This window comes from Variovorax trehalosi (genome assembly GCF_051216415.1).
Taxonomy (GTDB): Bacteria; Pseudomonadota; Gammaproteobacteria; order Burkholderiales; family Burkholderiaceae_C; genus Variovorax.
The window spans coordinates 139,316-160,804 of sequence record NZ_JBPJZG010000007.1 but is presented as its reverse complement, the minus strand read 5'-3'; the positions used below and the strand labels follow the sequence as shown (position 1 = coordinate 160,804).

Annotated in this window: 23 protein-coding genes; 19 read left to right on the top strand and 4 right to left on the bottom strand. The window is 67.4% G+C overall.

Annotation, left to right across the window (positions count from 1 at the left end; genetic code table 11):
* Nucleotides 1-13: 13 nt before the first annotated feature.
* Nucleotides 14-769, bottom strand: coding sequence for an enoyl-CoA hydratase/isomerase family protein (locus ACSFA7_RS25450; RefSeq protein WP_435501938.1), 756 nt, complete (start codon nt 767-769; stop codon nt 14-16).
* Between the two features lie 58 nt (nt 770-827).
* Between ACSFA7_RS25450 and ACSFA7_RS25445 the strand changes: the two genes are divergently transcribed.
* Nucleotides 828-1,499 (top strand): GntR family transcriptional regulator, encoded by a 672-nt coding sequence (locus ACSFA7_RS25445; RefSeq protein WP_435501937.1) that lies wholly within the window; start codon nt 828-830, stop codon nt 1,497-1,499.
* 7 nt (nt 1,500-1,506) lie between these two features.
* Here the strand turns inward: ACSFA7_RS25445 and metG are convergent, their stop codons facing one another.
* The gene (gene metG, locus ACSFA7_RS25440; protein WP_435501936.1) at nt 1,507-3,603 is read right to left on the bottom strand and encodes a methionine--tRNA ligase; all 2,097 of its coding nucleotides are present in this window, start codon (nt 3,601-3,603) and stop codon (nt 1,507-1,509) included.
* Nucleotides 3,604-3,703: 100 nt separating this feature from the next.
* Between metG and ACSFA7_RS25435 the strand changes: the two genes are divergently transcribed.
* The 7 genes from ACSFA7_RS25435 (at nt 3,704) to ACSFA7_RS25405 (ending at nt 8,120) form a co-directional block, all read left to right on the top strand.
* Nucleotides 3,704-4,342: an LbetaH domain-containing protein gene (locus tag ACSFA7_RS25435; RefSeq protein ID WP_435501935.1), complete on the top strand. Its 639-nt coding sequence runs from the start codon at nt 3,704-3,706 to the stop codon at nt 4,340-4,342.
* A gap of 239 nt (nt 4,343-4,581) precedes the next feature.
* A complete protein-coding gene (locus ACSFA7_RS25430; RefSeq protein ID WP_435501934.1) occupies nt 4,582-4,899 on the top strand; it encodes a hypothetical protein in 318 nt (105 codons plus the stop codon).
* A 71-nt stretch (nt 4,900-4,970) separates the two neighbouring features.
* Nucleotides 4,971-6,002: an isocitrate/isopropylmalate dehydrogenase family protein gene (locus ACSFA7_RS25425; protein ID WP_435501933.1), complete on the top strand. Its 1,032-nt coding sequence runs from the start codon at nt 4,971-4,973 to the stop codon at nt 6,000-6,002.
* A gap of 24 nt (nt 6,003-6,026) precedes the next feature.
* Nucleotides 6,027-6,734 carry a phosphodiester glycosidase family protein gene (locus ACSFA7_RS25420; RefSeq protein WP_435501932.1) on the top strand — a complete coding sequence of 236 codons (708 nt, stop codon included), beginning with the start codon at nt 6,027-6,029 and terminating at the stop codon, nt 6,732-6,734.
* Nucleotides 6,735-6,789: 55 nt separating this feature from the next.
* Nucleotides 6,790-7,476 carry a YceH family protein gene (locus ACSFA7_RS25415; RefSeq protein ID WP_206175134.1) on the top strand — a complete coding sequence of 229 codons (687 nt, stop codon included), beginning with the start codon at nt 6,790-6,792 and terminating at the stop codon, nt 7,474-7,476.
* Nucleotides 7,477-7,524: 48 nt separating this feature from the next.
* Nucleotides 7,525-7,767, top strand: a complete 243-nt coding sequence (locus tag ACSFA7_RS25410; protein ID WP_435501931.1) for a hypothetical protein — start codon at nt 7,525-7,527, stop codon at nt 7,765-7,767.
* Nucleotides 7,764-8,120 carry a hypothetical protein gene (locus tag ACSFA7_RS25405; RefSeq protein WP_435501930.1) on the top strand — a complete coding sequence of 119 codons (357 nt, stop codon included), beginning with the start codon at nt 7,764-7,766 and terminating at the stop codon, nt 8,118-8,120. The genes ACSFA7_RS25410 and ACSFA7_RS25405 overlap by 4 nt, the downstream gene beginning before the upstream one ends.
* Before the next feature lie 21 nt (nt 8,121-8,141).
* Here the strand turns inward: ACSFA7_RS25405 and ACSFA7_RS25400 are convergent, their stop codons facing one another.
* Nucleotides 8,142-8,627, bottom strand: coding sequence for an Lrp/AsnC family transcriptional regulator (locus ACSFA7_RS25400; RefSeq protein ID WP_435501929.1), 486 nt, complete (start codon nt 8,625-8,627; stop codon nt 8,142-8,144).
* A gap of 82 nt (nt 8,628-8,709) precedes the next feature.
* Here ACSFA7_RS25400 and ACSFA7_RS25395 point away from each other — a divergent pair, with 82 nt between their 5' ends.
* Nucleotides 8,710-9,879 carry a M20 aminoacylase family protein gene (locus tag ACSFA7_RS25395; RefSeq protein ID WP_435501928.1) on the top strand — a complete coding sequence of 390 codons (1,170 nt, stop codon included), beginning with the start codon at nt 8,710-8,712 and terminating at the stop codon, nt 9,877-9,879.
* A gap of 30 nt (nt 9,880-9,909) precedes the next feature.
* A complete protein-coding gene (locus ACSFA7_RS25390; RefSeq protein ID WP_435501927.1) occupies nt 9,910-11,103 on the top strand; it encodes a diaminopropionate ammonia-lyase in 1,194 nt (397 codons plus the stop codon).
* 1 nt (nt 11,104) lies between these two features.
* On the opposite strand, the gene ACSFA7_RS25385 is transcribed toward ACSFA7_RS25390, so the two are convergent.
* Entirely contained in the window at nt 11,105-12,298 is a 1,194-nt protein-coding gene (locus tag ACSFA7_RS25385; RefSeq protein WP_435501926.1) for a patatin-like phospholipase family protein, read from the bottom strand.
* Between the two features lie 84 nt (nt 12,299-12,382).
* Between ACSFA7_RS25385 and apbC the strand changes: the two genes are divergently transcribed.
* The 9 genes from apbC (at nt 12,383) to ACSFA7_RS25340 (ending at nt 21,384) form a co-directional block, all read left to right on the top strand.
* Complete coding sequence (gene apbC, locus ACSFA7_RS25380) at nt 12,383-13,474, top strand: iron-sulfur cluster carrier protein ApbC (RefSeq protein ID WP_435501925.1); 1,092 nt, start codon at nt 12,383-12,385, stop codon at nt 13,472-13,474.
* 60 nt (nt 13,475-13,534) lie between these two features.
* Entirely contained in the window at nt 13,535-14,479 is a 945-nt protein-coding gene (locus ACSFA7_RS25375) for a LysR substrate-binding domain-containing protein (protein ID WP_435501924.1), read from the top strand.
* A 148-nt stretch (nt 14,480-14,627) separates the two neighbouring features.
* Nucleotides 14,628-16,325, top strand: a complete 1,698-nt coding sequence (locus ACSFA7_RS25370) for an OFA family MFS transporter (RefSeq protein ID WP_435501923.1) — start codon at nt 14,628-14,630, stop codon at nt 16,323-16,325.
* A gap of 122 nt (nt 16,326-16,447) precedes the next feature.
* Nucleotides 16,448-16,795, top strand: coding sequence for a winged helix-turn-helix domain-containing protein (locus ACSFA7_RS25365; RefSeq protein WP_435501922.1), 348 nt, complete (start codon nt 16,448-16,450; stop codon nt 16,793-16,795).
* Nucleotides 16,796-16,973: 178 nt separating this feature from the next.
* Nucleotides 16,974-17,657: a molybdate ABC transporter permease subunit gene (gene modB / locus ACSFA7_RS25360; protein WP_435501921.1), complete on the top strand. Its 684-nt coding sequence runs from the start codon at nt 16,974-16,976 to the stop codon at nt 17,655-17,657.
* 36 nt (nt 17,658-17,693) lie between these two features.
* Nucleotides 17,694-18,443: a molybdate ABC transporter substrate-binding protein gene (modA, locus tag ACSFA7_RS25355; RefSeq protein ID WP_435501920.1), complete on the top strand. Its 750-nt coding sequence runs from the start codon at nt 17,694-17,696 to the stop codon at nt 18,441-18,443.
* Nucleotides 18,440-19,228: an ABC transporter ATP-binding protein gene (locus ACSFA7_RS25350; protein WP_435501919.1), complete on the top strand. Its 789-nt coding sequence runs from the start codon at nt 18,440-18,442 to the stop codon at nt 19,226-19,228. Before modA ends, ACSFA7_RS25350 begins: the two co-directional genes overlap by 4 nt.
* Before the next feature lie 108 nt (nt 19,229-19,336).
* Nucleotides 19,337-19,996, top strand: a complete 660-nt coding sequence (locus ACSFA7_RS25345) for a response regulator (protein WP_435501918.1) — start codon at nt 19,337-19,339, stop codon at nt 19,994-19,996.
* Nucleotides 19,993-21,384 carry a sensor histidine kinase gene (locus ACSFA7_RS25340; RefSeq protein WP_435501917.1) on the top strand — a complete coding sequence of 464 codons (1,392 nt, stop codon included), beginning with the start codon at nt 19,993-19,995 and terminating at the stop codon, nt 21,382-21,384. The genes ACSFA7_RS25345 and ACSFA7_RS25340 overlap by 4 nt, the downstream gene beginning before the upstream one ends.
* The last annotated feature ends 105 nt before the right edge of the window (nt 21,385-21,489 follow it).

Sequence of the window (21,489 nt, the reverse complement as noted above, 5' to 3'; positions counted from 1 at the left end):
GGGGAGGGCGCGCTCAGCGGCCCTTGAAGACCGGCGGACGCTTCTCGCGCCAGGCGCGGCCGCCCTCGGCCAGGTCTTCGGAAGCGACGGTGCGCTGCACCTCGCGCGAGATCGAAGCGGCATCGGCGGTGCCGCGCGCAATGTGGTTCAGGTGCTTCTTCATGCCGAGCAGCGCGAGCGGCGCCATGCCGGCGAGCGTGGTGCGAAGGCGCAGCACTTCGGCGTCGAGCGCCGGTGCGTCGTCGACCAGTTGCGTGAGAAATCCGCAGTCGCGCATCGCGGGACCGTCGAGCTTTTCGGCGGTCAGGAAGAGCCGCTTGGCCATGTCGAGCCCGAGCCGCGACACATAGCGCTCCATGCCGCTCTGGTAGTAGTGCAGACCGAGCCGGGCGGCGGGCATGAACATCTCGGCGCTGCGCACGCCGACGCGGAAGTCGCAGGCCAGCACCAGGTCGGTGGCGCCGCCGAAGACGCCGCCATGCACCGCCGCGATGGTCACGGCGCGGCAGTTTTCCAGCGCATCGACCATGTCACCGAAGCTGCTCCCCTCGGTCTGGCTGCTGGTGGCCACCTCTGATATATCGTAGCCGCTGCAAAAGTACTTGCCCTCGGAGCGCAGGACCAGCACGAGCACGTCGGGCGAGCGATTCACCGTCTCCACGTGGCGAATGAGCGCGGGCAGATCCTCCGGCGTCAGCTTGTTGGCGGCGCTGGGGCGGCGCAGCGTCAGGTAGGCGACGCGGCCGTCGATCTCGAGGGAAGGAAGCATTGATGTACCAAACAGATGAATTGATATATCTGTAAGGTTAGCTAATATCCGGATTCCCATGCAACCCGCGAAAACCCTCGACACCAGCAGCCTGCAGGACCAGATCCGCAGCCGCCTCGAACACGACATCCTGGAAGGCACGCTGTCCCCCGGCATGCCCATCGACGAGAAGGCGCTGGCCCTGAGCTTCAACACCTCGCGCACGCCGGTGCGCGAGGCGCTGCTGCTGCTCAGCGCGCGCGGGCTGGTCGACATCGTTCCGCGCACCGGCATCTATGTGCGGCAACTGCGGGCGAACGAACTCGTCGCGATGATGGAAGCGCTGGGCGAGCTCGAGGGGGTGCTGGCGCGTCTTGCGGCATTGCGCATCGGACCGGTCCTGCGCGGCGAGCTCCAGCGTGCGCTGGACGGCACGGCCGCCATGGCGCAGTTCGACGATGCCGAGGGCTACCAGCGCGCCAACGCCGCGCTGCACGACGTGATCTACCGCGCGAGCGGCAACCCGTTCATCGTCGAGCAGGCGCAGACGGTGCGCCTGCGCATCGCGGCCTATCGGGGGCGCATGTTCGAGAAGCCCGGGCGCCTGGCCGCTTCACAGCGGGAGCACGAACGGGTGGTGGAGTGGATCCTCAAGGGCCACGCCGACAACGCGGCGGAGGCGATGCGCGATCACATCTCGGTGGGCGGCAAGGTGTTCGCCGACCTCGTGCTGAACAACAAGTTCGGCTAGTTTTTCGTCAGCGAACCCGCATGCCCGGCGTCGCGCCCGGCCACGGCTCGAGCACGTGGATACCCGGATTGGCTTTCTCGTCGCCGTGGCTCGCAGCCAGCACCATGCCTTCGCTGATGCCGAACTTCATCTTGCGCGGCGCGAGGTTCGCGACCAGCACCGTGAGCTTGCCCACGAGCTGCTCGGGCTGGTAGGCCGAGGCGATGCCGCTGAAGACGTTGCGGGTCTTTCCCTCACCGGCATCGAGCGTCAGGCGCAGCAGCTTGGTCGAACCTTCGACCTTCTCGCAGGCCACGATCTTCGCGATGCGCAGGTCGATCTTCACGAAGTCGTCGATGGTGATCGTGGGCGCGATGGCTTCGCCGCCAGGCAGCGCATCCGCCGCGGCTTCCACGGCGGCAGCGGCCACCGGTTCGGGTGCGTCGAACAGCTTGTCGACCACCTTGGCGTCGGCGCGCTGCATCAGGTGCTTGTAGTCGCCGATCGCGTGGCCCGCGGGCAGCGGCTGCGCGGCATCGGACCAGACCAGCGGCGAAATCTTCAGGAACGCCTCGACATTCACGGCCAGGGCCGGCAGCACCGGCTTCAGGTACAGCGTGAGCAGGCGGAAAGCCTCGATGCACACCGTGCACACGTCGTGCAGCCGCGCCTCGGCGCCTTCCTTCTTGGCCAGTTCCCAGGGCTTGTTCTGGTCGACGTACTCGTTCACCTTGTCGGCCAGCGCCATCACCTCGCGCAGCGCACGGGCGTAATCGCGCCCGTCGTAGAGCGAATGGATCTGGCCGGCCGCCTCGCGCAGCGCGAACAGCAACGCATCGCCATCGGCCGACACCTCGCCCAGCTTGCCGCCGAAGCGCTTGCCGATGAAGCCGGCCGCGCGGCTGGCGATGTTGATGTACTTGCCCACGAGGTCGCTGTTGACGCGCGCGACGAAGTCCTCGGGGTTGAAGTCGATGTCTTCGTTGCGGCCGTTGAGCTTGGCGGCGATGTAGTAGCGCAGCCACTCGGGGTCCAGCCCGATCGACAGGTACTTGAGCGGATCGATGCCGGTGCCGCGGCTCTTGCTCATCTTCTCGCCGCTCACCGTGAGGTGGCCGTGCACGTACACCGCATCGGGCGCCTTGCGGCCGCTGAAATGCAGCATCGCGGGCCAGAAGAGGGTGTGGAAGGTGATGATGTCCTTGCCGATGAAGTGCACCTGTTCCAGGTCCGGGTCGGCCATGTACTCGGTGTACGAGATGCCGTCGCCGCCCAGCTCGATGCAGCGCTTGTCCAGCAGATTCTTCAGCGAAGCGAGATAGCCTACAGGCGCGTCGAGCCACACGTAGAAGTACTTGCCCGGCGCATCGGGGATCTCGATGCCGAAGTAGGGCGCATCGCGGCTGATGTCCCAGTCGCCCAGGCCCCCCTTGCCTTCGTCGTCCTTGTAGAGCCACTCGCGGATCTTGTTCTGCACCTCGGACTGCACGTGGCCGGGCGCGGCGGTCCATTCCTTCAGGTAGGCCTCGCAGCGCGGGTCCGAGAGCTTGAAGAAGAAGTGGTCCGAGCTGCGCAGCTCGGGCTTGGCACCCGAGAGGGCCGAGTAGGGGTTGATCAGCTCGGTGGGCGCATACACGGCGCCGCACACCTCGCAGTTGTCGCCGTACTGGTCTTTCGAGTGGCAGTTCGGGCACTCGCCCTTGATGAAGCGGTCGGCCAGGAACATGCCCTTTTCAGGGTCGTAGAACTGCTCGACGCTCTTGGTCTCGATGAGGCCGTTGGCGCGCAGGTCGCGGTAGATGTCCTGCGCGAGCTGGTGATTCTCGGGCGCGTCGGTCGAGTGCCAGTTGTCGAACGAGATGTAGTAGCCGTCCAGATACGGCTTGCGGCCCGCGGCGATCTCGGCCACGAAGGCCTGCGGCGTCACACCGGCCTTGTCGGCCGCGATGGTGATGGCCGCGCCGTGCGCGTCGTCGGCGCAGACGAAGTTGACCTCGGCGCCGTTCATTCGCTGGTTCCGCACCCAGATGTCGGCCTGGATGTATTCCATCATGTGGCCGATGTGGAACTTGCCGTTGGCATACGGCAGGGCGGTGGTGACGAAGAGCTTGCGCGGGGCGGACATCGGGGAGGGCGCTTTCGGGAGTGACGGACGGGGAACCGGGCATTTTAGGTGGCGGCGTTCGTCCCGCGCCCGACCCCGTGTTTGATGGCAGCATCGCCCCATGCCGCACGCCATCGACCTGCACGCCTACATCGCCGGATTTGCTGCCTCGCCATTGGCGAAATGGGGCGCTTCGATGCCCTGGGAACTGCCCGCGCGGGCGCCCGACATCGTGCGCGAGCTGCTTGCGGCGCTGCCGGCCGGCGAGTTCTCCGTCGAGGGCGATATCGCCATCCACCGCAGCGCCCGCGTCGAGGCCGGCGCGGTGCTCAAAGGCCCGCTGATCCTGGGCGCCGGCTGCTTCGTGGCCGCGGGCGCTTACCTCCGCGGCGGCAACTGGATCGATGCTCGCTGCACCGTCGGCCCGGGCACCGAACTCAAGTCTTCCTTCGTCTTCGCGGGCACGGCGCTCGCGCACTTCAATTTCGTGGGCGATTCGGTGATCGGCGCAGGCGTCAACATGGAAGCCGGCAGCATCGTCTGCAACCACCGCAACGAGCGCGCCGCCAAGGAAATCTTCGTGCGCAGCGGCGCGGGCGGCGCGCTGCAGCCCACGGGCTGCGAGAAATTCGGTGCGCTCCTCGGGGATGGGGCGCGCATCGGCGCCAATGCGGTGATTGCACCGGGCGTATTGCTGCGCCCTGGCCATGTCGTCGGGCGCACTGCGCTGCTCGACCAGGAGTTGCCCGGTCACGCGTGACCCGCCCAAGTGACCCACGAAACCGCGGGGTGTCTCGCGCGCGCCGAACGATATGCTTCACCCCCCCGGTACAGAGCGCCAGAAAGCGAGCTGCAGCCGATGACCACGCCCATTTCCGCAACCCTCATCCCCGGCGATGGCATCGGCCCCGAAATCGTCGACGCCACGCTGGCTGCGCTGACCGAAGGCGGTTCCTGAGCACAGCCGCCCCCACCCCGCAGCAGCTACCCTCGAAAGTCATGGACACCTTCTTCCTCATGATGTTCGGGCCCGTCGCGGCCTCGGTGGTGGCGTTGGTCTGGCTGGCCTTCAGCGGCTCGCGCTTCGCGCTGGGCGCCACGCTGCTGCTGTCGCTGGGCACCTTGCTGTTCCGGGGCTGGATCGCCTGGGTTCTGCGCGACAACCTGTTCGACTTCTTCACACCGCAATCGACCGGCCTTCTGGCATTGCACAAGTTCTGGGCCAGCTTCTGGCTCGAGCCGCTGATCTGGTGCGTCTTCACCCTGGCAACCCTGGGACTGTTTCGCTGGCGCCGTCGACGGGCCGGCGCCGCCTGATCCGCACCGCTATGCTTCAGACCCCTGCCGTGCCCGCGGCGCCCCTGACTCGAAGTGAGAGAGAACTGCCGATGACCACCTCCATTCCCGCAACCCTTATCCCCGGCGATGGCATCGGCCCCGAAATCGTCGACGCCACGCTGGCCGCGCTCGATGCGCTGAAAGCCCCCTTCACCTGGGACACCCAGATCGCCGGCCTCGGCGGCGTCAAGGCCTCGGGCGATCCGCTGCCGCCGGCCACGCTGGACAGCATCCGCACCACCCGCCTCGCCCTGAAGGGCCCGCTGGAGACGCCCTCGGGCGGCGGCTACCGCTCGTCGAACGTGCGGCTGCGCGAAGAATTCCAGCTCTACGCCAACCTGCGCCCCGCGCGCACCATCATCCCGGGCGGCCGCTTCGAGAAGATCGACCTGATGATCGTGCGCGAGAACCTCGAGGGCCTCTACATCGGCCACGAGCACTACGTGCGCATCGACGGCGACCCGCACGCCGTGGGCATGGCCACCGGCATCAACACGCGGCAGGGCTGCCGCCGGGTGCTCGAGTACGCATTCGAGACGGCCATTGCCACCGGCCGAAAGAAGGTCACGCTGGTGCACAAGGCCAACATCATGAAGGTGCTGACCGGCCTGTTCCTGGAGACTGGCGAACAGCTCTACGCGGAAAAGTACAAGGGCAAGTTCGAGCTCGACTCGATCATCGTGGACGCCTGCGCGATGAAGCTGGTGCTCAACCCCTGGCAGTTCGACATGCTGGTGACGACCAACCTGTTCGGCGACATCCTCTCCGACCTCGTGGCCGGCCTGGTCGGCGGCCTGGGCATGGCGCCCGGCGCCAACATCGGCACCGATGCGGCGATCTTCGAAGCGGTGCATGGCTCGGCGCCCGACATCGCCGGCAAGGGCATCGCCAACCCCACGGCGCTGCTGCTGGCCGCCGCGATGATGCTCGACCACACGAAGATGCCCGAGCTGGCCACGCGCCTGCGCACGGCCATCGACCAGACGCTGAACATCGACAACGTGCGCACCGGCGACCTGGGCGGCACGGCGAACACCGCCGCTTTCACCAAGGCGCTGGTCAGCCGCATCAACGGCGGTTGACCCGAAGAAGAAGGCGCAGCCGGCATGAGAAAGCTTCTGCTTCTGCTGGCTGTCTTCCTTGCGAGCTGCGCGTCGGTTGCGGCAGACCCGCGCTACACGGTGGTGAAGGTCGACCTTCGCACCGAGAAGCTCGCGCTGTTCCTGAACGACGACACGGGCGTCGCGTTCAAGCGCTTCGACCGGCTCGATGCCTGGCTGAAGGCGCACGGCAGGCAGCTCGTCTTCGCGGTCAACGCCGGCATGTACCACGCGGATTTCTCCCCGGTCGGACTCTTCGTGCGAGACGGCCGCGAAGAGACGCCGCTCAACCTGGCGAGCGGCGCCGGCAACTTTTTCCTGAAGCCGAACGGCGTGTTCCTCGTCACCGATGACGGGCCCAGGGTGATCGAGTCCTCAGAATACCCGGCATTCGCCAAGCGTGGCGGCGTGCAGCTGGCCACGCAATCCGGCCCGCTGCTGTTGCGCCATGGCGTGCTGCACCCGGCGCTCATTCCGAATTCCGACTCGCGCAAGATCCGCAACGGCGTCTGCGCGTCGGGCCACACGGTGATCTTTGTGATGAGCGAGACGCCGGTGAATTTCCACGATTTCGCGCTCTACTTCCGCGACGTGCTGCATTGCCGTGATGCCCTGTACCTCGACGGCACCGTCTCGGCCCTCTACTCGAAGGCATTGGGGCGCAGCGATTTCGTGCGCGAACTGGGGCCGATACTCGGCGTGGTGTCGCGATGAATCCGTCGGCGGCCCTTTGCGTCTTCACTTTCGAACCCTGTTGTTGAGCTGAGCCATGTCCACACCGCTGCCCATCCTGTCCCTCCTCGAAACCCGTGTGCTCGGCGTGCTCGCCGAAAAGCAGCGCACCGTGCCCGACAGCTACCCGCTCACGCTCAATTCGCTGGTGTCGGGCTGCAACCAGAAGACCAGCCGCAACCCGGTGCTCGAACTCACCGAATCGCAGATCCAGTCCGCCATCGACAGCCTCAAGGGCTACAGCCTCGTTGCGGAAAGCAGCGGCGGCCGCGCCTTCCGCTACGAACACAACATCGACCGCGTGCTGCGCATTCCCTCGCAGTCGGTGATCCTGCTCACCGTGCTGATGCTGCGCGGGCCGCAAACGGCCGGCGAGCTGCGTATCGCCTGCGACCGCATGCACAACTTCGCGGACATCTCGTCGGTCGAGGGCTTTCTCGACGAACTCTCGGAGCGGCCGGCCGGTGCGCTGGTGGTGAAGCTGGCCCGGCTGCCCGGCGCGCGCGAAAGCCGATGGGCGCACCTCCTGAGCGGGCAGCCGGCGGAAGAGGTCGCGGGGCCGGCCGGCGCATCGGGCGAGGGGGCCTATGCATCGCACGATGCGTCGCTCGGCGAAGTCGCGGCGCTCAAGGCCAACGTGGCGCGGCTCGAAGCCGAGCTGGCGTCGCTGAAGGCGCTGGTGGGGCGGGTGTGCTCGGAGCTCGGGATTTCCGACGCCGGGTGACCATGACGGTTTCGCGTTGCGTCTGAACTGCGATATCTTGCGCAGCACATGAAACCTCCGGTCTCGCTCATCCTCACCTGCCTGGCGATCTTCGTTGCCACGGGCTTCGGGCTCATCGCGATCTCGTTGGCCGTTGCTGCCGCGCTGCCTCGGGGTCATCGCGTGGCCGACCACCTGCGCGAGTTTGCGGGACGAGTGCCGCTGTTCATGCTCGGCTGCCTCTCGCGGCTGAGCGGTCTCATCCCGCTGGCCATCATCCTGACCGTGATCGTGGCGTGGATCTTCCTGTGAAGTACGACTGCCCGCATTGCAGGAAGCCTGGCATCACCGGTCTCGCAAAACGCTGGTCCAGCCGCGCCGCGCCTGCGACGTGCGAAGCCTGCGGGGGTCTTTGCCATGTGCTGGCGAGCACTTCCAGTGGTATCTGGGCGGCAGGAATCCTGATCGTCCTGGTAGCGCTGATCGCAGCCATCGGCCTGCATTCGGCCTTGCTCTTCTTCTGTGGGCTGGTGCTTGCCATCGCATGCAATCTGCGCGCGTGGAAGCGTGCGAAGCTGTGGCCGATCTCCAAGGAGAGTGCGGCCAATGCAACGACCGCGAACTGGTTTGTCACGGGGATCGCGGTGCTCCTTGGGCTTTCCTGACGCGCGCGTCCGCGCGGCTGCCTATTCCATCGGTTCCGGCCGCACCGGCACGTCCAGGCTGACCTTCACCGGGTCCATCGTGACCAGCGTGCGAAAGCGCTTCACGTTGTTGCTCTGGAAGAAAAGCTGTCGGCTCAGTGCCGTGTACTGCGCCATGTCCTGCACCACGAGGACGAGGATGAAGTCCCACTCGCCCGTCACGTAGTAACACTGCTGCACCTGTGGGCAGTTCCTGAAACTCTGTTTCATTGCATCGAGCAGGTCGATGTGCTCGCTCTCGACCTCCACTTCGGCCACGATGGACAGCGGATGGCCCAGCGCGGCGGGGGCCAGCACCGCGCCGTAGCGCCGGATCACGCCATCGTCGCGCATGCGCTTGAGCCGCCGGTTCACGGCGGCCGTCGACAGGTGGACGCGCTCGCCCAGTTCGCTTTGCGACATGCGGCTGTCGATCTGGATCAGCTCCAGCAGGCGGAGGTCGATGGCGTCGAGGGGAGAGGAGGTCATGCAGGCCGTGTACGCAAAAACGTTGCGTCGAAGGGCCCGATTTTGCGTGCCCGTATCGCTGCATTGTCAATAGCATCGCGTCATGAAATTCCCCGACGGACCCCTGCGCGACCAGCTCTCGGGCTGGCGCCGCCAGCTGCATGCGATGCCCGAGACCGGCTTCGAGGAGGCTAGGACCTCGGCTTTCGTCATCGGAGTGCTGAAGGCGCTGGGCCTGGAGGTACACACCGGCATCGGCGGCACGGGGCTCGTGGCGAACCTGAAGGTCGGCAATGGCAAGGGCGTGATCGGCCTGCGCGCCGAGATGGACGCGCTGAACATCACCGAGGTGCCTACCGACCGTGCCTACGCTTCGGCCATCCCCGGAAAGATGCACGCCTGCGGCCACGACGGCCACATGTCGATCGTCCTCGGCGCAGCGCGTCTTCTGCGGGAACGGCAGGATTTCGACGGCACCGTGCGATTCATCTTCCAGCCCGCCGAGGAGCACGGCCGCGGCGCGAAAGCCATGATGGACGACGGCCTCTTCGTACGCTTTCCGGTCGATGAGATCTACGGCCTGCACAACATGCCCGGCATGCGCGCGGGCACGATCGCTACGCGCACGGGCGGCCTCATGGCGAGCGAGGACAACTTCGTCATCCACGTGAAGGGCCGCGGCACGCATGCCGCGCGGCCGCACATGGGGATCGACCCCATCGTCATCGGCGCGCAGATCGTGCTCGCGCTGCAGTCCATCGTCTCGCGCACGCTCGACCCGGGCGCGCAGGCGGTGGTCTCGTGCACCGAGTTCATCACCGACGGCATCCGCAACGCGATTCCGTCGAACGTGGTCATCAAGGGCGACACGCGCAGCTACGACCCCGAGGTGCAGAAGATGCTGGCCGCGCGCATGCGCGAGATCAGCGAAGGCATCTGCCGCATGCATGGCGCCGAATGCGACTTCAGCTACACGCACGAATTTGCGCCCACCGTGAACTGGGCCGAATGCGTGCCCGTCGCGGTGGCGGCCGCCACGGCCGTGGTGGGCGCGGAGAACGTCGATGCCAATGTGGCGCCGATGATGATTTCCGAGGACTTCGGCGCGTTCCTGAAGGTGGTGCCCGGCGCCTTCGTGTTTCTGGGCAATGGCGCAGAGGGCGCGCCCGGCAGCACGCCGCTGCACAACGGCAGCTACGACTTCAACGACGAGGTGCTCGCGACGGGCGCCCGTTACTTCGCGGAAATCGTCCGCCTGCGCCTTCCGCGCTGACCGACAAGACAACCCATTTTCTTTTTCCCCATGCTGGTCATCAACAAGAACGCCACCCGCGGCGCCTACCCCGGCGAGCTTCGCGACATCCTCAGCATCGCCGAGGCGAAGCGCACACGCGGCTGGCTCTCGCGCTGGTCGCAGCTCGCGCCCGAACCCACGCCGCTCTGGCAGCTGCCCGACATGGCGGAGGAACTGGGCGTGGCCGGCATCTTCGTGAAGGACGAGTCGAAGCGCTCCACGCTCGGCAGCTTCAAGGCGCTCGGCGCGCCGGCAGCGCTCGTGCGGCTCATCCTGCGGGCCCATCCCGCGTGGGACCCGGTGGCCTTGCTGAACGGCACGCATGCGGCAGAACTGCAGTCGCTGGTCGTCATCAGCGCCACCGATGGCAACCACGGCCGCGCGCTGGCCGCTGCGGCGCAAAGCATCGGCGTGCGCTGCGTGATCGTGCTGCACCGGCATGTGAGCGTGGAGCGCGAAACCGCCATCGCGGCCTTCGGCGCGGAGATCGTGCGCATCGAGGGCAACTACGACGTCTCGGTCGCGCATGCGGCCGCACTGGCGCAGGAGCACGGCTGGCAGGTCGTCTCCGACACCTCCTACGCCGGCTACGAAGACATTCCGCGCGACGTGATGCAGGGCTACGGCATCCTGGCCGACGAGGTGATGGAGCAGCAGGAGGGCACGGCGATGTTCTCGCACGTGATCCTGCAGGGCGGCGTCGGCGGGCTGGCCGCGGGTGTGGCGAGCTACCTGTGGGAGCAATACGGCGAGAAGCGGCCGACCCTCATCGTCGTCGAGCCGCGCCAGGCCGATTGCCTGCTGCAGAGCGCGATCCACGGCCATGCATCGAATGCCACCGGCAGCGTCGACTCGGTGATGGCCGGCCTCGCCTGCGGGGAAACCTCGCCGCTGGCCTGGCGCTTTCTAGAACCGTCGATCGATGCGTTCCTCACCATCGAAGACGGCGACGCGGTCGAGGCGATGCGCCTCCTGGCGCGAGGCTCGGCGCACGACAGCCCCATCGTGAGCGGCGAATCGGGCGCTGCGGGCCTTGCGGCATTGCGCGTGCTCACGCTGTCGGACGACCTGTGGCGAAAGGTGCGCCTCGATGTGCGATCGAAGGTGCTGCTGATCAGCACCGAGGGCGCGACCGCACCCTCGGTGTACCGCGATCTCGTCGGGATGGACGCGGACGAAGTCTTGCGCAGGCAGCGCCTCTAGTTCAGGCTGCGTTCCACCCGAAGAACCGCAGCACCTCGTCGCGCTGCTTCATCGCATCGGCCCGCCCGAGCGCCATCAGCTCGCGCGTGTAGCCCGACTCGAACAGCAGGTAACTCGCGAGCGCGCCGCCCTTCACGTCGGCCGCGGCCTTCGAGCCGCCCAGCAGGTGCCGCACCGCGCCGGGCAGCGAATCCACGTGCCGCGCCGCGATCACGTCCAGCCGCTCCGAGGGCGAGATCACCAGCAGGTCGAGCGGCCGCAGCGAACTCGATGCGCGCACCTCCTCGGGAATCAGCCCCAGCGTGTGGTTGATGCGGCGCAGCCGCTCGATGTCCACCGCCAGCGCATCCAGAAAGATGCTCGAGAGCGCATGGCCCGCGATCTGCGCCATCGTCGGATAGCCGCTGTGCGTGTTGGGCGCATCGGTCTCGCGTGGCTCGTGCATGCGGCCCGCGCCGATCACCAGGATGCGCTGCGCACCGAGGTGAATGGCTGCCGCGATGGGCGCGGACTGGCGCATCGAGCCGTCGCCGAAGTACTCGGTGTGCCCCTGCATCGGCAGCGCCGTGGCCGGAAACACGAAGGGAATCGCCGAGGACGCGAGCAGGTGGTGGTGCGTGATGCGGTCGCGCACCGAGAGGCGCTGCGAGCGCACCCACGGCTCCATCGGCACCGCGGCTTCGAAGAAGGTGACGTGCTCGCCCGAGCTGTAGCTCGATGCGGTCACGGCCAGCGCCTGCACGTGGCCCTCTTGCATCAACTGCGGCAGGCGGTCGAGCGGCACCATGCGCTGCAGCAGGTCGGCCAGCGGCGCGTTGTCGAGCAGCGACTTCGGCTTGACCCGCATCCAGTTGGCCGCAAAGCGCCCGAACCCCAGCAGCATGCGCCAGCGCGCGCCGCTGCCGATGACCGAGAGCGAATCGGCGCGGTACACCTGCTCGGCGCGAAAGCTGCTCCACACCTCGGCGATGTGCGCCACCACATGGTCGAAGTTGTCCGCGCCGCAGGCCAGCGCCGCCGCATTGATGGCGCCGGCCGAGGTGCCGGTGATGACGGGAAAGGGGTTGCCGGTGCCGGCGGCCGGACCGGCGGCGCGGCGCATTTCGGCAATCGCTTCGAGCACGCCGACCTGGTAGGCCGCCCGTGCGCCGCCTCCGGTGAGCAGAAGGCCGGTGGCGGGGCTTGTCTCTGTCATTTCTGGTTTTCTGGTCTATTGGGAGCGGGCCGGGTGAGGGCGGGGAGAGCGCACTAGACTACCCGCCATTCAGGAGTTTGATCAATGGCCATCACCCAAGACGCGATCATGGGCGCCCTCAAGAGCGTCACCGACCCCAACACCGGCAAGGAATTTGCGGCAGCCCGCTCGCTCAGGAACGTCCAGATCGCGGACGGCGACGTGGCGTTCGACCTGGAGCTGGGTTACCCGGCAAAGAGCCAGCACGCGGCGATCCGCAAGGCGCTGGTGGCTGCCGCCAAGACCGTGCCGGGCGTGGAGAACGTGTCGGTCAACATCGTCACCAAGGTCATCAGCCACGCGGTGCAGCGCGGCGTACAGCTGATGCCCAACGTCAAGAACATCATCGCGGTGGCCTCGGGCAAGGGCGGCGTGGGCAAGAGCACCACGGCGGCCAACCTGGCATTGGCACTGGCCGCCGAAGGCGCGAAGGTCGGCCTGCTCGACGCCGACATCTACGGCCCCAGCCAGCCCATGATGATGGGCATCGAGGGCCGTCCCGAGAGCGACGACGGCAAGACCATGGAGCCCCTGGAGCGCCACGGCGTGCAGGTGATGTCCATCGGCTTCCTGGTCGACGCCGACCAGGCCATGATCTGGCGCGGCCCGATGGCCACGCAGGCGCTGGAGCAGCTGCTGCGCCAGACCAACTGGAAAGACCTCGACTACCTGATCGTCGACATGCCGCCGGGCACCGGCGACATCCAGCTCACGCTGAGCCAGCGCGTGCCGATGACGGGCGCGGTGATCGTCACCACGCCGCAGGACATCGCACTGCTCGACGCCAAGAAGGGCATCAAGATGTTCGAGAAGGTCGGCGTGCCGATCCTGGGCATCGTGGAGAACATGGCAGTGCACATCTGCTCGAACTGCGGCCATGCCGAGCACATCTTCGGCAGCGACGGCGGCAAGAAGATGGCGGCCGAATACCAGATGGAATACCTCGGCGCGCTGCCGCTGGACATCAAGATCCGGCTGCAGGCCGACAGCGGTTCGCCTACCGTGGTGGCCGACCCCGAGGGCGAAGTGGCCGGCATCTACAAGGCGGTGGCGCGCCAGGTGGCCGTGGGCATCTCGGAGAAGGCAAAGGATTTTTCGTCGAAATTCCCGACCATCTCGATCAGCAAGAACACCTAGGCGGAGCTTGCGCTTGATTCGTCGCGTTGTGCCTGGTGTGCGCCGTCCGGAGCGCCGCGAATGAACCTGCTCGCCTCGATGCGCTACCTGGTGGCGCTCAACGAACACAAGCATTTCGGCCGCGCCGCGCAGGCCTGCCACATCACGCAGCCGGCGTTGTCGAACGCCCTCAGGGCGCTCGAAACCGAGTTCGGCGTCGTCATCGTCAAGCGCGCCCGCGTCTACGTCGGCCTCACGCACGAGGGCGAGCGCGTGCTGGCCACGGCGCAGCGCATGCTGCGCGACAACGAGGTGCTGCTGCAGGAACTGCGCAGCGACGTGGACAACCCGCATGGCCGGTTGCGCATGGCCGCGGTGCCCACCGCCATCCCGATCCTTTCGCGCTTCGCGGCCATGCTGCACCAGCGCCATCCGGGCATCGTGCCGGTCGTGCTGTCGATGAGTTCGCAGGAGCTGGAGACCGGCCTCGAAAGCCTTTCCATCGACCTTGCGCTCGGCTACACCGAGCGCATGCACCTGCCGGGCATCAAGCTCACGGCATGGCCGCAGAGCGTGGAGCACTACTTCCTGCTGCGGCGCGCCGAGACGCCCTCGGCGGACGAACTGCACATCGGCCAGCCGATCACCTGGGCCGAGGCCGCCAGGCAGCCCCTGTGCCTGCTCACGACCGACATGCACAACCGCGCCATCGTGAACCAGGCCCTGCGCGAAGCCGGCGTGCCGGTGACGCCGGCCATCGAGACGAACTCGGTGCTCACCCTCACGCTCGCCGTGAGCGCCGGCACTGTCAGCAGCGTGCTGCCGGGGGCGATGGTCGCGGCCGTGCGCACGCACCGCGAACTGGAGGCGCTGCCGCTGGTGGCGCCCGAGGTGCGCACGCCCATCGGCTTCATGACGCAGGACGGCGTGCGCTCTTCGCGCGCGCTCGATGCGGCACTGGCCTTCCTGCAGACGCCCGAATGGGCCGAGCAGGTTCGCCTGCACAGCGGAACGCTCAGCAACTGAACGCCACGCATGCCCACGCGAAGGCGGGGCATTTAATTATTGAATCGCGCCATGCGTCGATCGAATTTGACGCTTTGTAAAACGTTCGGACACACTCCGCGGCCCGGATCCAACACAAAAGTTACACGTCCGGTGAACTAGGAGAAATATGGCAGGCTCAACTGCGGGCGTTCTCGATGGAGATCGCCTGGCTGGAGACGGGTTGCAGCAGCAACCCGGCTTCCTCGATAAAGAACGCATCATCGCGGGCCCCGGTTTCAACCGTTGGCTGGTTCCCCCGGCCGCATTGGCCATCCACCTTTGCATCGGCATGGCCTATGGCTTTTCGGTGTTCTGGCTGCCTCTGTCGAAGGCGCTTGGAACGGCTGGCCACGGCGCACAGGCCTGCGCGAAGGAGATGAGCTTCTTCGCCGAACTCTTCGCCACGAACTGCGACTGGCGCGTGGCCACGCTCGGCTGGATGTACACGCTGTTCTTCGTCTTCCTCGGCTGTTCGGCGGCTCTCTGGGGCGGATGGCTCGAACGCGCGGGTCCGCGCAAGGCCGGCGTGGTGTCGGCCGTGTGCTGGTGCGGCGGCATGCTGCTGTCGGCCGTGGGCATTCACCTGCACCAGTTCTGGCTGATGATCCTCGGCTCGGGCGTGATCGGTGGCATCGGCCTCGGCCTGGGCTACATCTCGCCGGTGAGCACGCTGATCAAGTGGTTCCCCGACCGCCGCGGCATGGCGACCGGCATGGCCATCATGGGCTTCGGCGGCGGCGCGATGATCGGCTCGCCGCTGGCGGTCGACCTGATGAAGCGCTTCTCCACCGCCACCGACGTGGGCGTGATGCAGACCTTCGTCGTGATGGCGCTGGGCTACTTCGTCTTCATGATGGCCGGCGCGCTCGGCTACCGCGTGCCGCCCTCGGGCTGGAAGCCCGAAGGCTGGACACCGCCCCCGGCGCAGACCAGCAACGCCATGATCACGCAGCGCCACGTGCACGTGAAGAAGGTCTGGGGCATTCCCCAGTTCTGGCTCGTGTGGCTGGTGCTGTGCATGAACGTGAGCGCCGGCATCGGCGTGATCGGCATCTCCTCGCCGATGCTGCAGGAAGTGTTCGGCGGCGCGCTGATCGGCGTGTCGCAGAAGTTCGGCGGGCTCGACAAGGTACAGCTCGCGGCGATTGCCGTGGTGGCCGGCGGCTTCACCGCGCTGCTGTCGCTGTTCAACATCGGCGGGCGCTTCGTCTGGGCCAGCCTCTCGGACAAGCTCGGCCGCAAGCTCACCTACACGGTGTTCTTCGTGCTCGGCGCGATCCTGTACGCGAGCATTCCCTCGTCGGCCGGCGCGGGCAGCAAGCTCCTGTTCGTGGGCGCGTGCTGCATCATCGTGTCGATGTACGGCGGCGGCTTCGCCACCGTGCCGGCATATCTCGCCGACCTGTTCGGCACGCAGTTCGTGGGCGCCATCCATGGCCGACTGCTCACCGCGTGGGCCACGGCCGGCATCCTCGGCCCGGTGGTGGTGAACTACATGCGCGAGTACCAGCTGGGCCTGGGCCTGCCGCGCGAGCAGGTCTACAACCAGACCATGTACATCCTCGTGGGCATGCTGGCGATCGGCTTCATCGCCAACCTGCTGGTGCGCCCGGTGGCCGACAAGCACTTCATGACCGATGCCGAGCTGGCCGTCGAGAAGAAGCTGGCGCACGAAAAAGCCTCGGCGGCCGAAGTGGGCAGCGGCTCGGGCCGCGCCGACACGGTGAGCCCGGCGGTCGTGGTGATGGCCTGGGCCGCAGTGGGCATTCCGCTGGCCTGGGGCGTCTACAAGACGCTGGGCAGCGTGGCGAAATTCTTCAACTGAGTCGCAGACACACGGCTTCTCGATGACGATGCGGCCGGCCGGGTTCACACCTGCCGGCCGCATCGCCGTTTCCGGGCGGACATAGCGCCGGGCGCCGCGGATGGTTTACCCTTCGCGCCAAGATGAAATCCAAAGTCCAGTTCCGCCTTCGCGTCTATCGGGACGACGCCATCGCCATCGGCCCCGGCAAGATCGCGGTGCTCGAGGCCGTGGCCGAGACGGGTTCCATCTCCGCTGCGGCCCGTTTGCTCGGCATGTCGTACCGCCGGGCCTGGATGCTGGTCGACGAGATGAACAAGGCCCTGACCTCGCCCGCGGTGAACACGGCTGCCGGCGGCTCGCGTGGCGGCGGCACGGCACTCACGCCGGTGGGTGAGGAAATCGTCAAGCACTACCGTGCCATCGAGAACGCCGCGAAGCTGGCCACATCTGCGGACATTCGCGCGCTCACTCGGCTGCTGGCGCCGTAGGCCGGCACTCGCGCTAACGCTCGCGGGGTTCTGCCCATACCGCACTGCGGCGCAGCACTTCGCATGGGGCTTTGCGGTCGGGGCAACGCTATGTCGGCCAGTATATGAAGACTGGGCACCTTTCGCGCCTCATGCAGGGGGAAATCTTCCGGTCGTGCAACAATCCCGCCGTATTCAAATGAACACGACGAGCTCCCTCATCGCCTCGACCGACTGGTCGCCCCTGGTCCTGTCGCTCAAGGTGGCGGCGGTGGCGACCGTGCTGGCGCTGATCGCGGGCGTGGCGCTGGGATGGGTGTTCGCGCGCAAGCGCTTCTTCGGCCGCACCGTGCTGGAGGCCGTGTTCATGCTGCCGCTGGTGCTGCCGCCCACGGTGATCGGCTACGCCATCCTGGTGGCGGCCGGCCGGCGCAGCCCGCTGGGCGCGTGGCTGCGCGAGCACCTCGACTACACCATCATCTTCAGCTGGCACGGCGCCGTGGTCGCCTCGGCCGTGGTCGCGCTGCCGCTGGTGCTCAAGTCGGCCAGCGCGGCGTTCGCGAACGTCGATCGCTCGCTCGAAGCCGCGGCCAGCACGCTGCGGCAGTCGCCGTTCTCGGTGTTCCTGCGTGTGACCTTGCCGCTGGCCTGGCCCGGCATCCTGGCCGGCACGCTGCTCGCGTTCGCGCGGGCCATGGGCGAATTCGGCGCCTCGCTGATGGTGGCGGGCTCCATTCCCAAACAGACCCAGACGCTCTCGATGGCCATCTACGACGCGGTGCAGGCCGGGCACGACGACCTCGCGCTGCTGCTGGTGATCGTGACCTCGGTGCTGTCGATCGTCGTGCTCGTGCTGTCGAACCGGTTCTTCTCGCTTCGCTGATTTCGTTCTTTCTCGAATAATCCCAGGAGATTTCCGATGCGCCCGTTCCGCCTCTTGTCCCTTGTTGTTGCACTGGCCCTGCCGCTGGCCGCCGCCGCGCAGCAGATCACCGTGTCCGCGGCCGCGAGCCTGACCGATGCGTTCAAGGAAATCGGCCCCAAGTTCGAGGCCGCCAGGCCCGGCGCCACGGTGCGCTTCAACTTCGCCGCCTCGGGCGTGCTGCTGCAGCAGATCGGGCAGGGCGCGCCGGTCGATGTGTTCGCCAGTGCCGACCAGGAAACCATGAACCGCGGTGTCGAGCAGAAGCTCATCGACACCGCCACCCGCAAGAACTTCGTGAGCAACAGCCTCGTGCTGATCGAGCCCGCCAAAGACGGCGTGGGCGTCAAGTCGCTGCAGGACCTGACGGGTGCCAGCGTCAAGAAAATCGCCGTCGGCAAGACCGCCACCGTGCCGGTCGGCCGCTACACCAAGCAGGTGCTGGACGGCGCGAACCTCTGGACCGCGCTCGAACCCAAGTTCGTGCAGGCCGACAGCGTGCGCCAGGTGCTCGACTACGTGAGCCGCGGCGAGGTCGAGGCCGGCTTCGTCTACCGCACCGATGCGGCGGTGGCGGGCGACAAGGTCAGGATCGTGCTCTCGCCTTCGGGCAGCAGCCCCGTGACCTACCCGATCGCGGTGGTGGCCGAGAGCAGGCAGAAAGCGCTGGCCGGCGACTTCCTCGCCTTCCTGGCGACCGATACCGCACAGGAAGTGCTGACCCGCTACGGATTCGGCAAGCCATGATCGACGTCGATCTGAAGCTCACGGTGAAGGACGGGGCGCGCCGCTTCGACCTGGCCGCACGCTTTCAGACCGACGTTCCCTTCGCCGTGCTCTACGGCCCCTCGGGCGCGGGCAAGTCGCTCACGCTGCAGGCCATTGCGGGCCTGCTGCATCCTTCGTCGGGCCATGTGCGGCTGGACGGCCGCACGCTGTATGACTCGGCCCGGCGCATCGACGTGCCGGCGCCCGAGCGGCGCATCGGCTACCTGTTCCAGAACTACGCGCTGTTTCCGCACCTCACGGTGCGCGAGAACGTGTCCTTCGGCCTCACCTCGTGGCGCCGCCGCCGGCTGCCGCCGAAGGAGGCGGAGACGGTGCAAGCCCTGCTCGAAGGCTTCGGCCTCGCCGCACTGGCCGACAGCCGGCCGCAGAAACTCTCCGGCGGCCAGCAGCAGCGCGTGGCGCTGGCGCGTGCGCTGGCCTGCCAGCCGCAGGTGCTGCTGCTCGACGAGCCCTTCGCCGCGCTCAACCCGATGCTGCGCAGCGAACTGCGCAACGAGCTCGCGCAGGTGCGCCGTCAGTGGGGAATTCCGGTGTTGATGATCACGCACGACATCGAGGACGTGCTCGCGCTCGCCGACGTCGCCTTCGTTTACAAGGACGGCCAGGTGGTGCGCGAGATCGACCTGCACACCGCCGAGAGCCGCGACATCGCGCTGCGCGAAGTGGCGGGCGTGCCGGCTGTCGAAGAGACGCCCTTGCGCAGCAAGTTGCGCGGCCTCCTGATGCAGGACGTGCAGTCCTGACCTGGATCACGGGGTATCCGGGGGCTCGCCCCCCGATCGATTCGGCGTTAACGTTGACCTAACGGTTCTGAGCTACCTTCCGCCTCGCACCAACAAAAGGGGGCCGGTGTGCGCACGTTGCTTGTCGAAGACGACGAAATGATCGGAAAAAGCCTTGTCCGTGGCCTGGAGCGGTCGGGCTGGGCCGTGGACTGGGTGCGCGACGGCCTGCTCGCGCAGAGTGCGATGGCCGACGGCGACTACAGCTGCGTGCTGCTCGACCTGGGCCTGCCCAAGGCGGACGGCCTGGAGGTGCTGCGCCGCGCGCGCAGCCTGAAGGACGACACGCCCATCCTCATCCTCACCGCGCGCGACGGCCTCGGCCAGCGGGTCGAGGGGCTGGACCTGGGCGCCGACGATTACCTGCTCAAGCCCTTCGAGCTGCCCGAGCTGCTGGCCCGCATGCGCGCGGTGGTGCGGCGGCGCCATGGCGCCTCGAACTCGATCATCGGCAGCGGCAATGTGCAGCTGGACCTGACCACGCGCGAGATCCTGCACAACGGCACGCGCGAGGTGCTCACCGCCCGCGAGTTCGCGCTGATGCACACCATGCTCGAGCGCCCCGGCGCCATCTTCTCGCGCGAGCAGCTCGAGAGCCGCATCTACGGCTGGGGCGAAGAGGTGATGAGCAACGCGGTCGACGTGATCATCCACAACATGCGCCGCAAGCTCGGCGCCGACACCATCCGCAACGTGCGCGGGCTGGGGTGGCGTGTGGTGGATTCATGAGCACGGGTACGGGTACTCGCCGCTGGTATTCGCCGGGGTCCCTGCGCAACAAGCTGCTGCTCTGGCTGGTGCTGGTGCACGTGCTCGCCGCCATCGGCGTGGCGTGGTTCACCTACACGAGCTACGACCGCCTCATCGTCACCTTCAAGGACGACCAGATGCAGACGCTGGCCGACTCCTACGCCAGCAACGAGAACGTGCCGCTGCTCAAGCCGGGTGACAAGCAGGGCATCTACCACCGGGGCGCCTTCATCGTGCAGATCTGGAGCGCGCAGGGCGAGCTGCTGGCCACTTCCTGGCCATCGCTGGCGGTCGGGCGGCAGGCGGGGGAGGGGCTGCACGTGGTGAGGCTCGGCCCCGAGGACCATGAGACATGGCGCGTCTATTCCACCGGCCCCGTGCCCGACGGCGGGCGCTTCAGCGTGCAGGTGATCCAGAACGGCGGCTTCGTGCGCGCGCTGGTGGAGCGGCGCGCGCTGCAGTCGGCGGCGCCCATCGCCCTGCTGCTGCCGCTGTCGCTGGCCGTGCTGTGGCTGGTGGTCTGGACCTCGTCGCGCAAGCTGCGCAGCGTGGCGCTCGACGTGGCGGCCAAGGACGAGCGCAGCCTGTCGGAGCTCTCGGTGTCCCACGTGCCCGACGAGATCGCGCCGCTGGTGGAAGCCTTCAACAGCCTGCTCGGACGCCTGCGCCAGGCCTTTGCCGCGCAGCGGCGCTTCGTGCAGGACGCGGCGCACGAGCTGCGCACGCCCATCGCCGCCCTCGGGCTGCAACTGGACAACATGCGCGCCGAGGTGCCCGGCGAGCGCGCCGCGGAGCACTACACGCAACTCAAGGGCGGTGTGACGCGCGCCCAGCACCTCATCGAGCAGTTGCTGCGCATGTCGCACCAGGAAAGCCATGCGCCGCGCGAGCCGGCGGTGCCGCTGGACGTGGCCTCGGTGCTGCGCGACAGCATCGCCCAGCTGATGGTGATTGCCGACCGGCGCCGCATCGACATCGGCTTCGACGGCCAGGCCCACGCGACGGTGAACGCCCCGGCCGCGGAGCTGCGCAGCATCTTCGGCAACCTGATCGACAACGCGCTGCGGCATTCGCCCGAAGGCAGCGTCGTCGACGTGCGGCTGCATGCGGTGGACGGGCAGCCGGTGGTCGACGTGGTGGACAACGGGCCCGGCATTCCGCCCGAGGCGCTGGAGCGCGCCTTCGACCGCTTCTACCGCGTGCCGGGCACTGCGGCCGAAGGCAGCGGCCTGGGCCTGGCCATCGCGCAGATGGCGGCCGAGCGCAACGGCATGCGCATCGTGCTGGACAACCGCACCGATGCCAGCGGTGCGGTGTGCGGCCTCGTGGCGCGGGTGCACCTGCACGTGCCAGAACGTTCGGCTTAACGCTCAGTTAACTCTCGCATAAAGGACGCATAAAGCAGGATTTCTACAGTGAGCCCAGGCCGAAACAGCGGTCGCCTTTCGAGGGTCTTCCTCGGTTCTCAACAG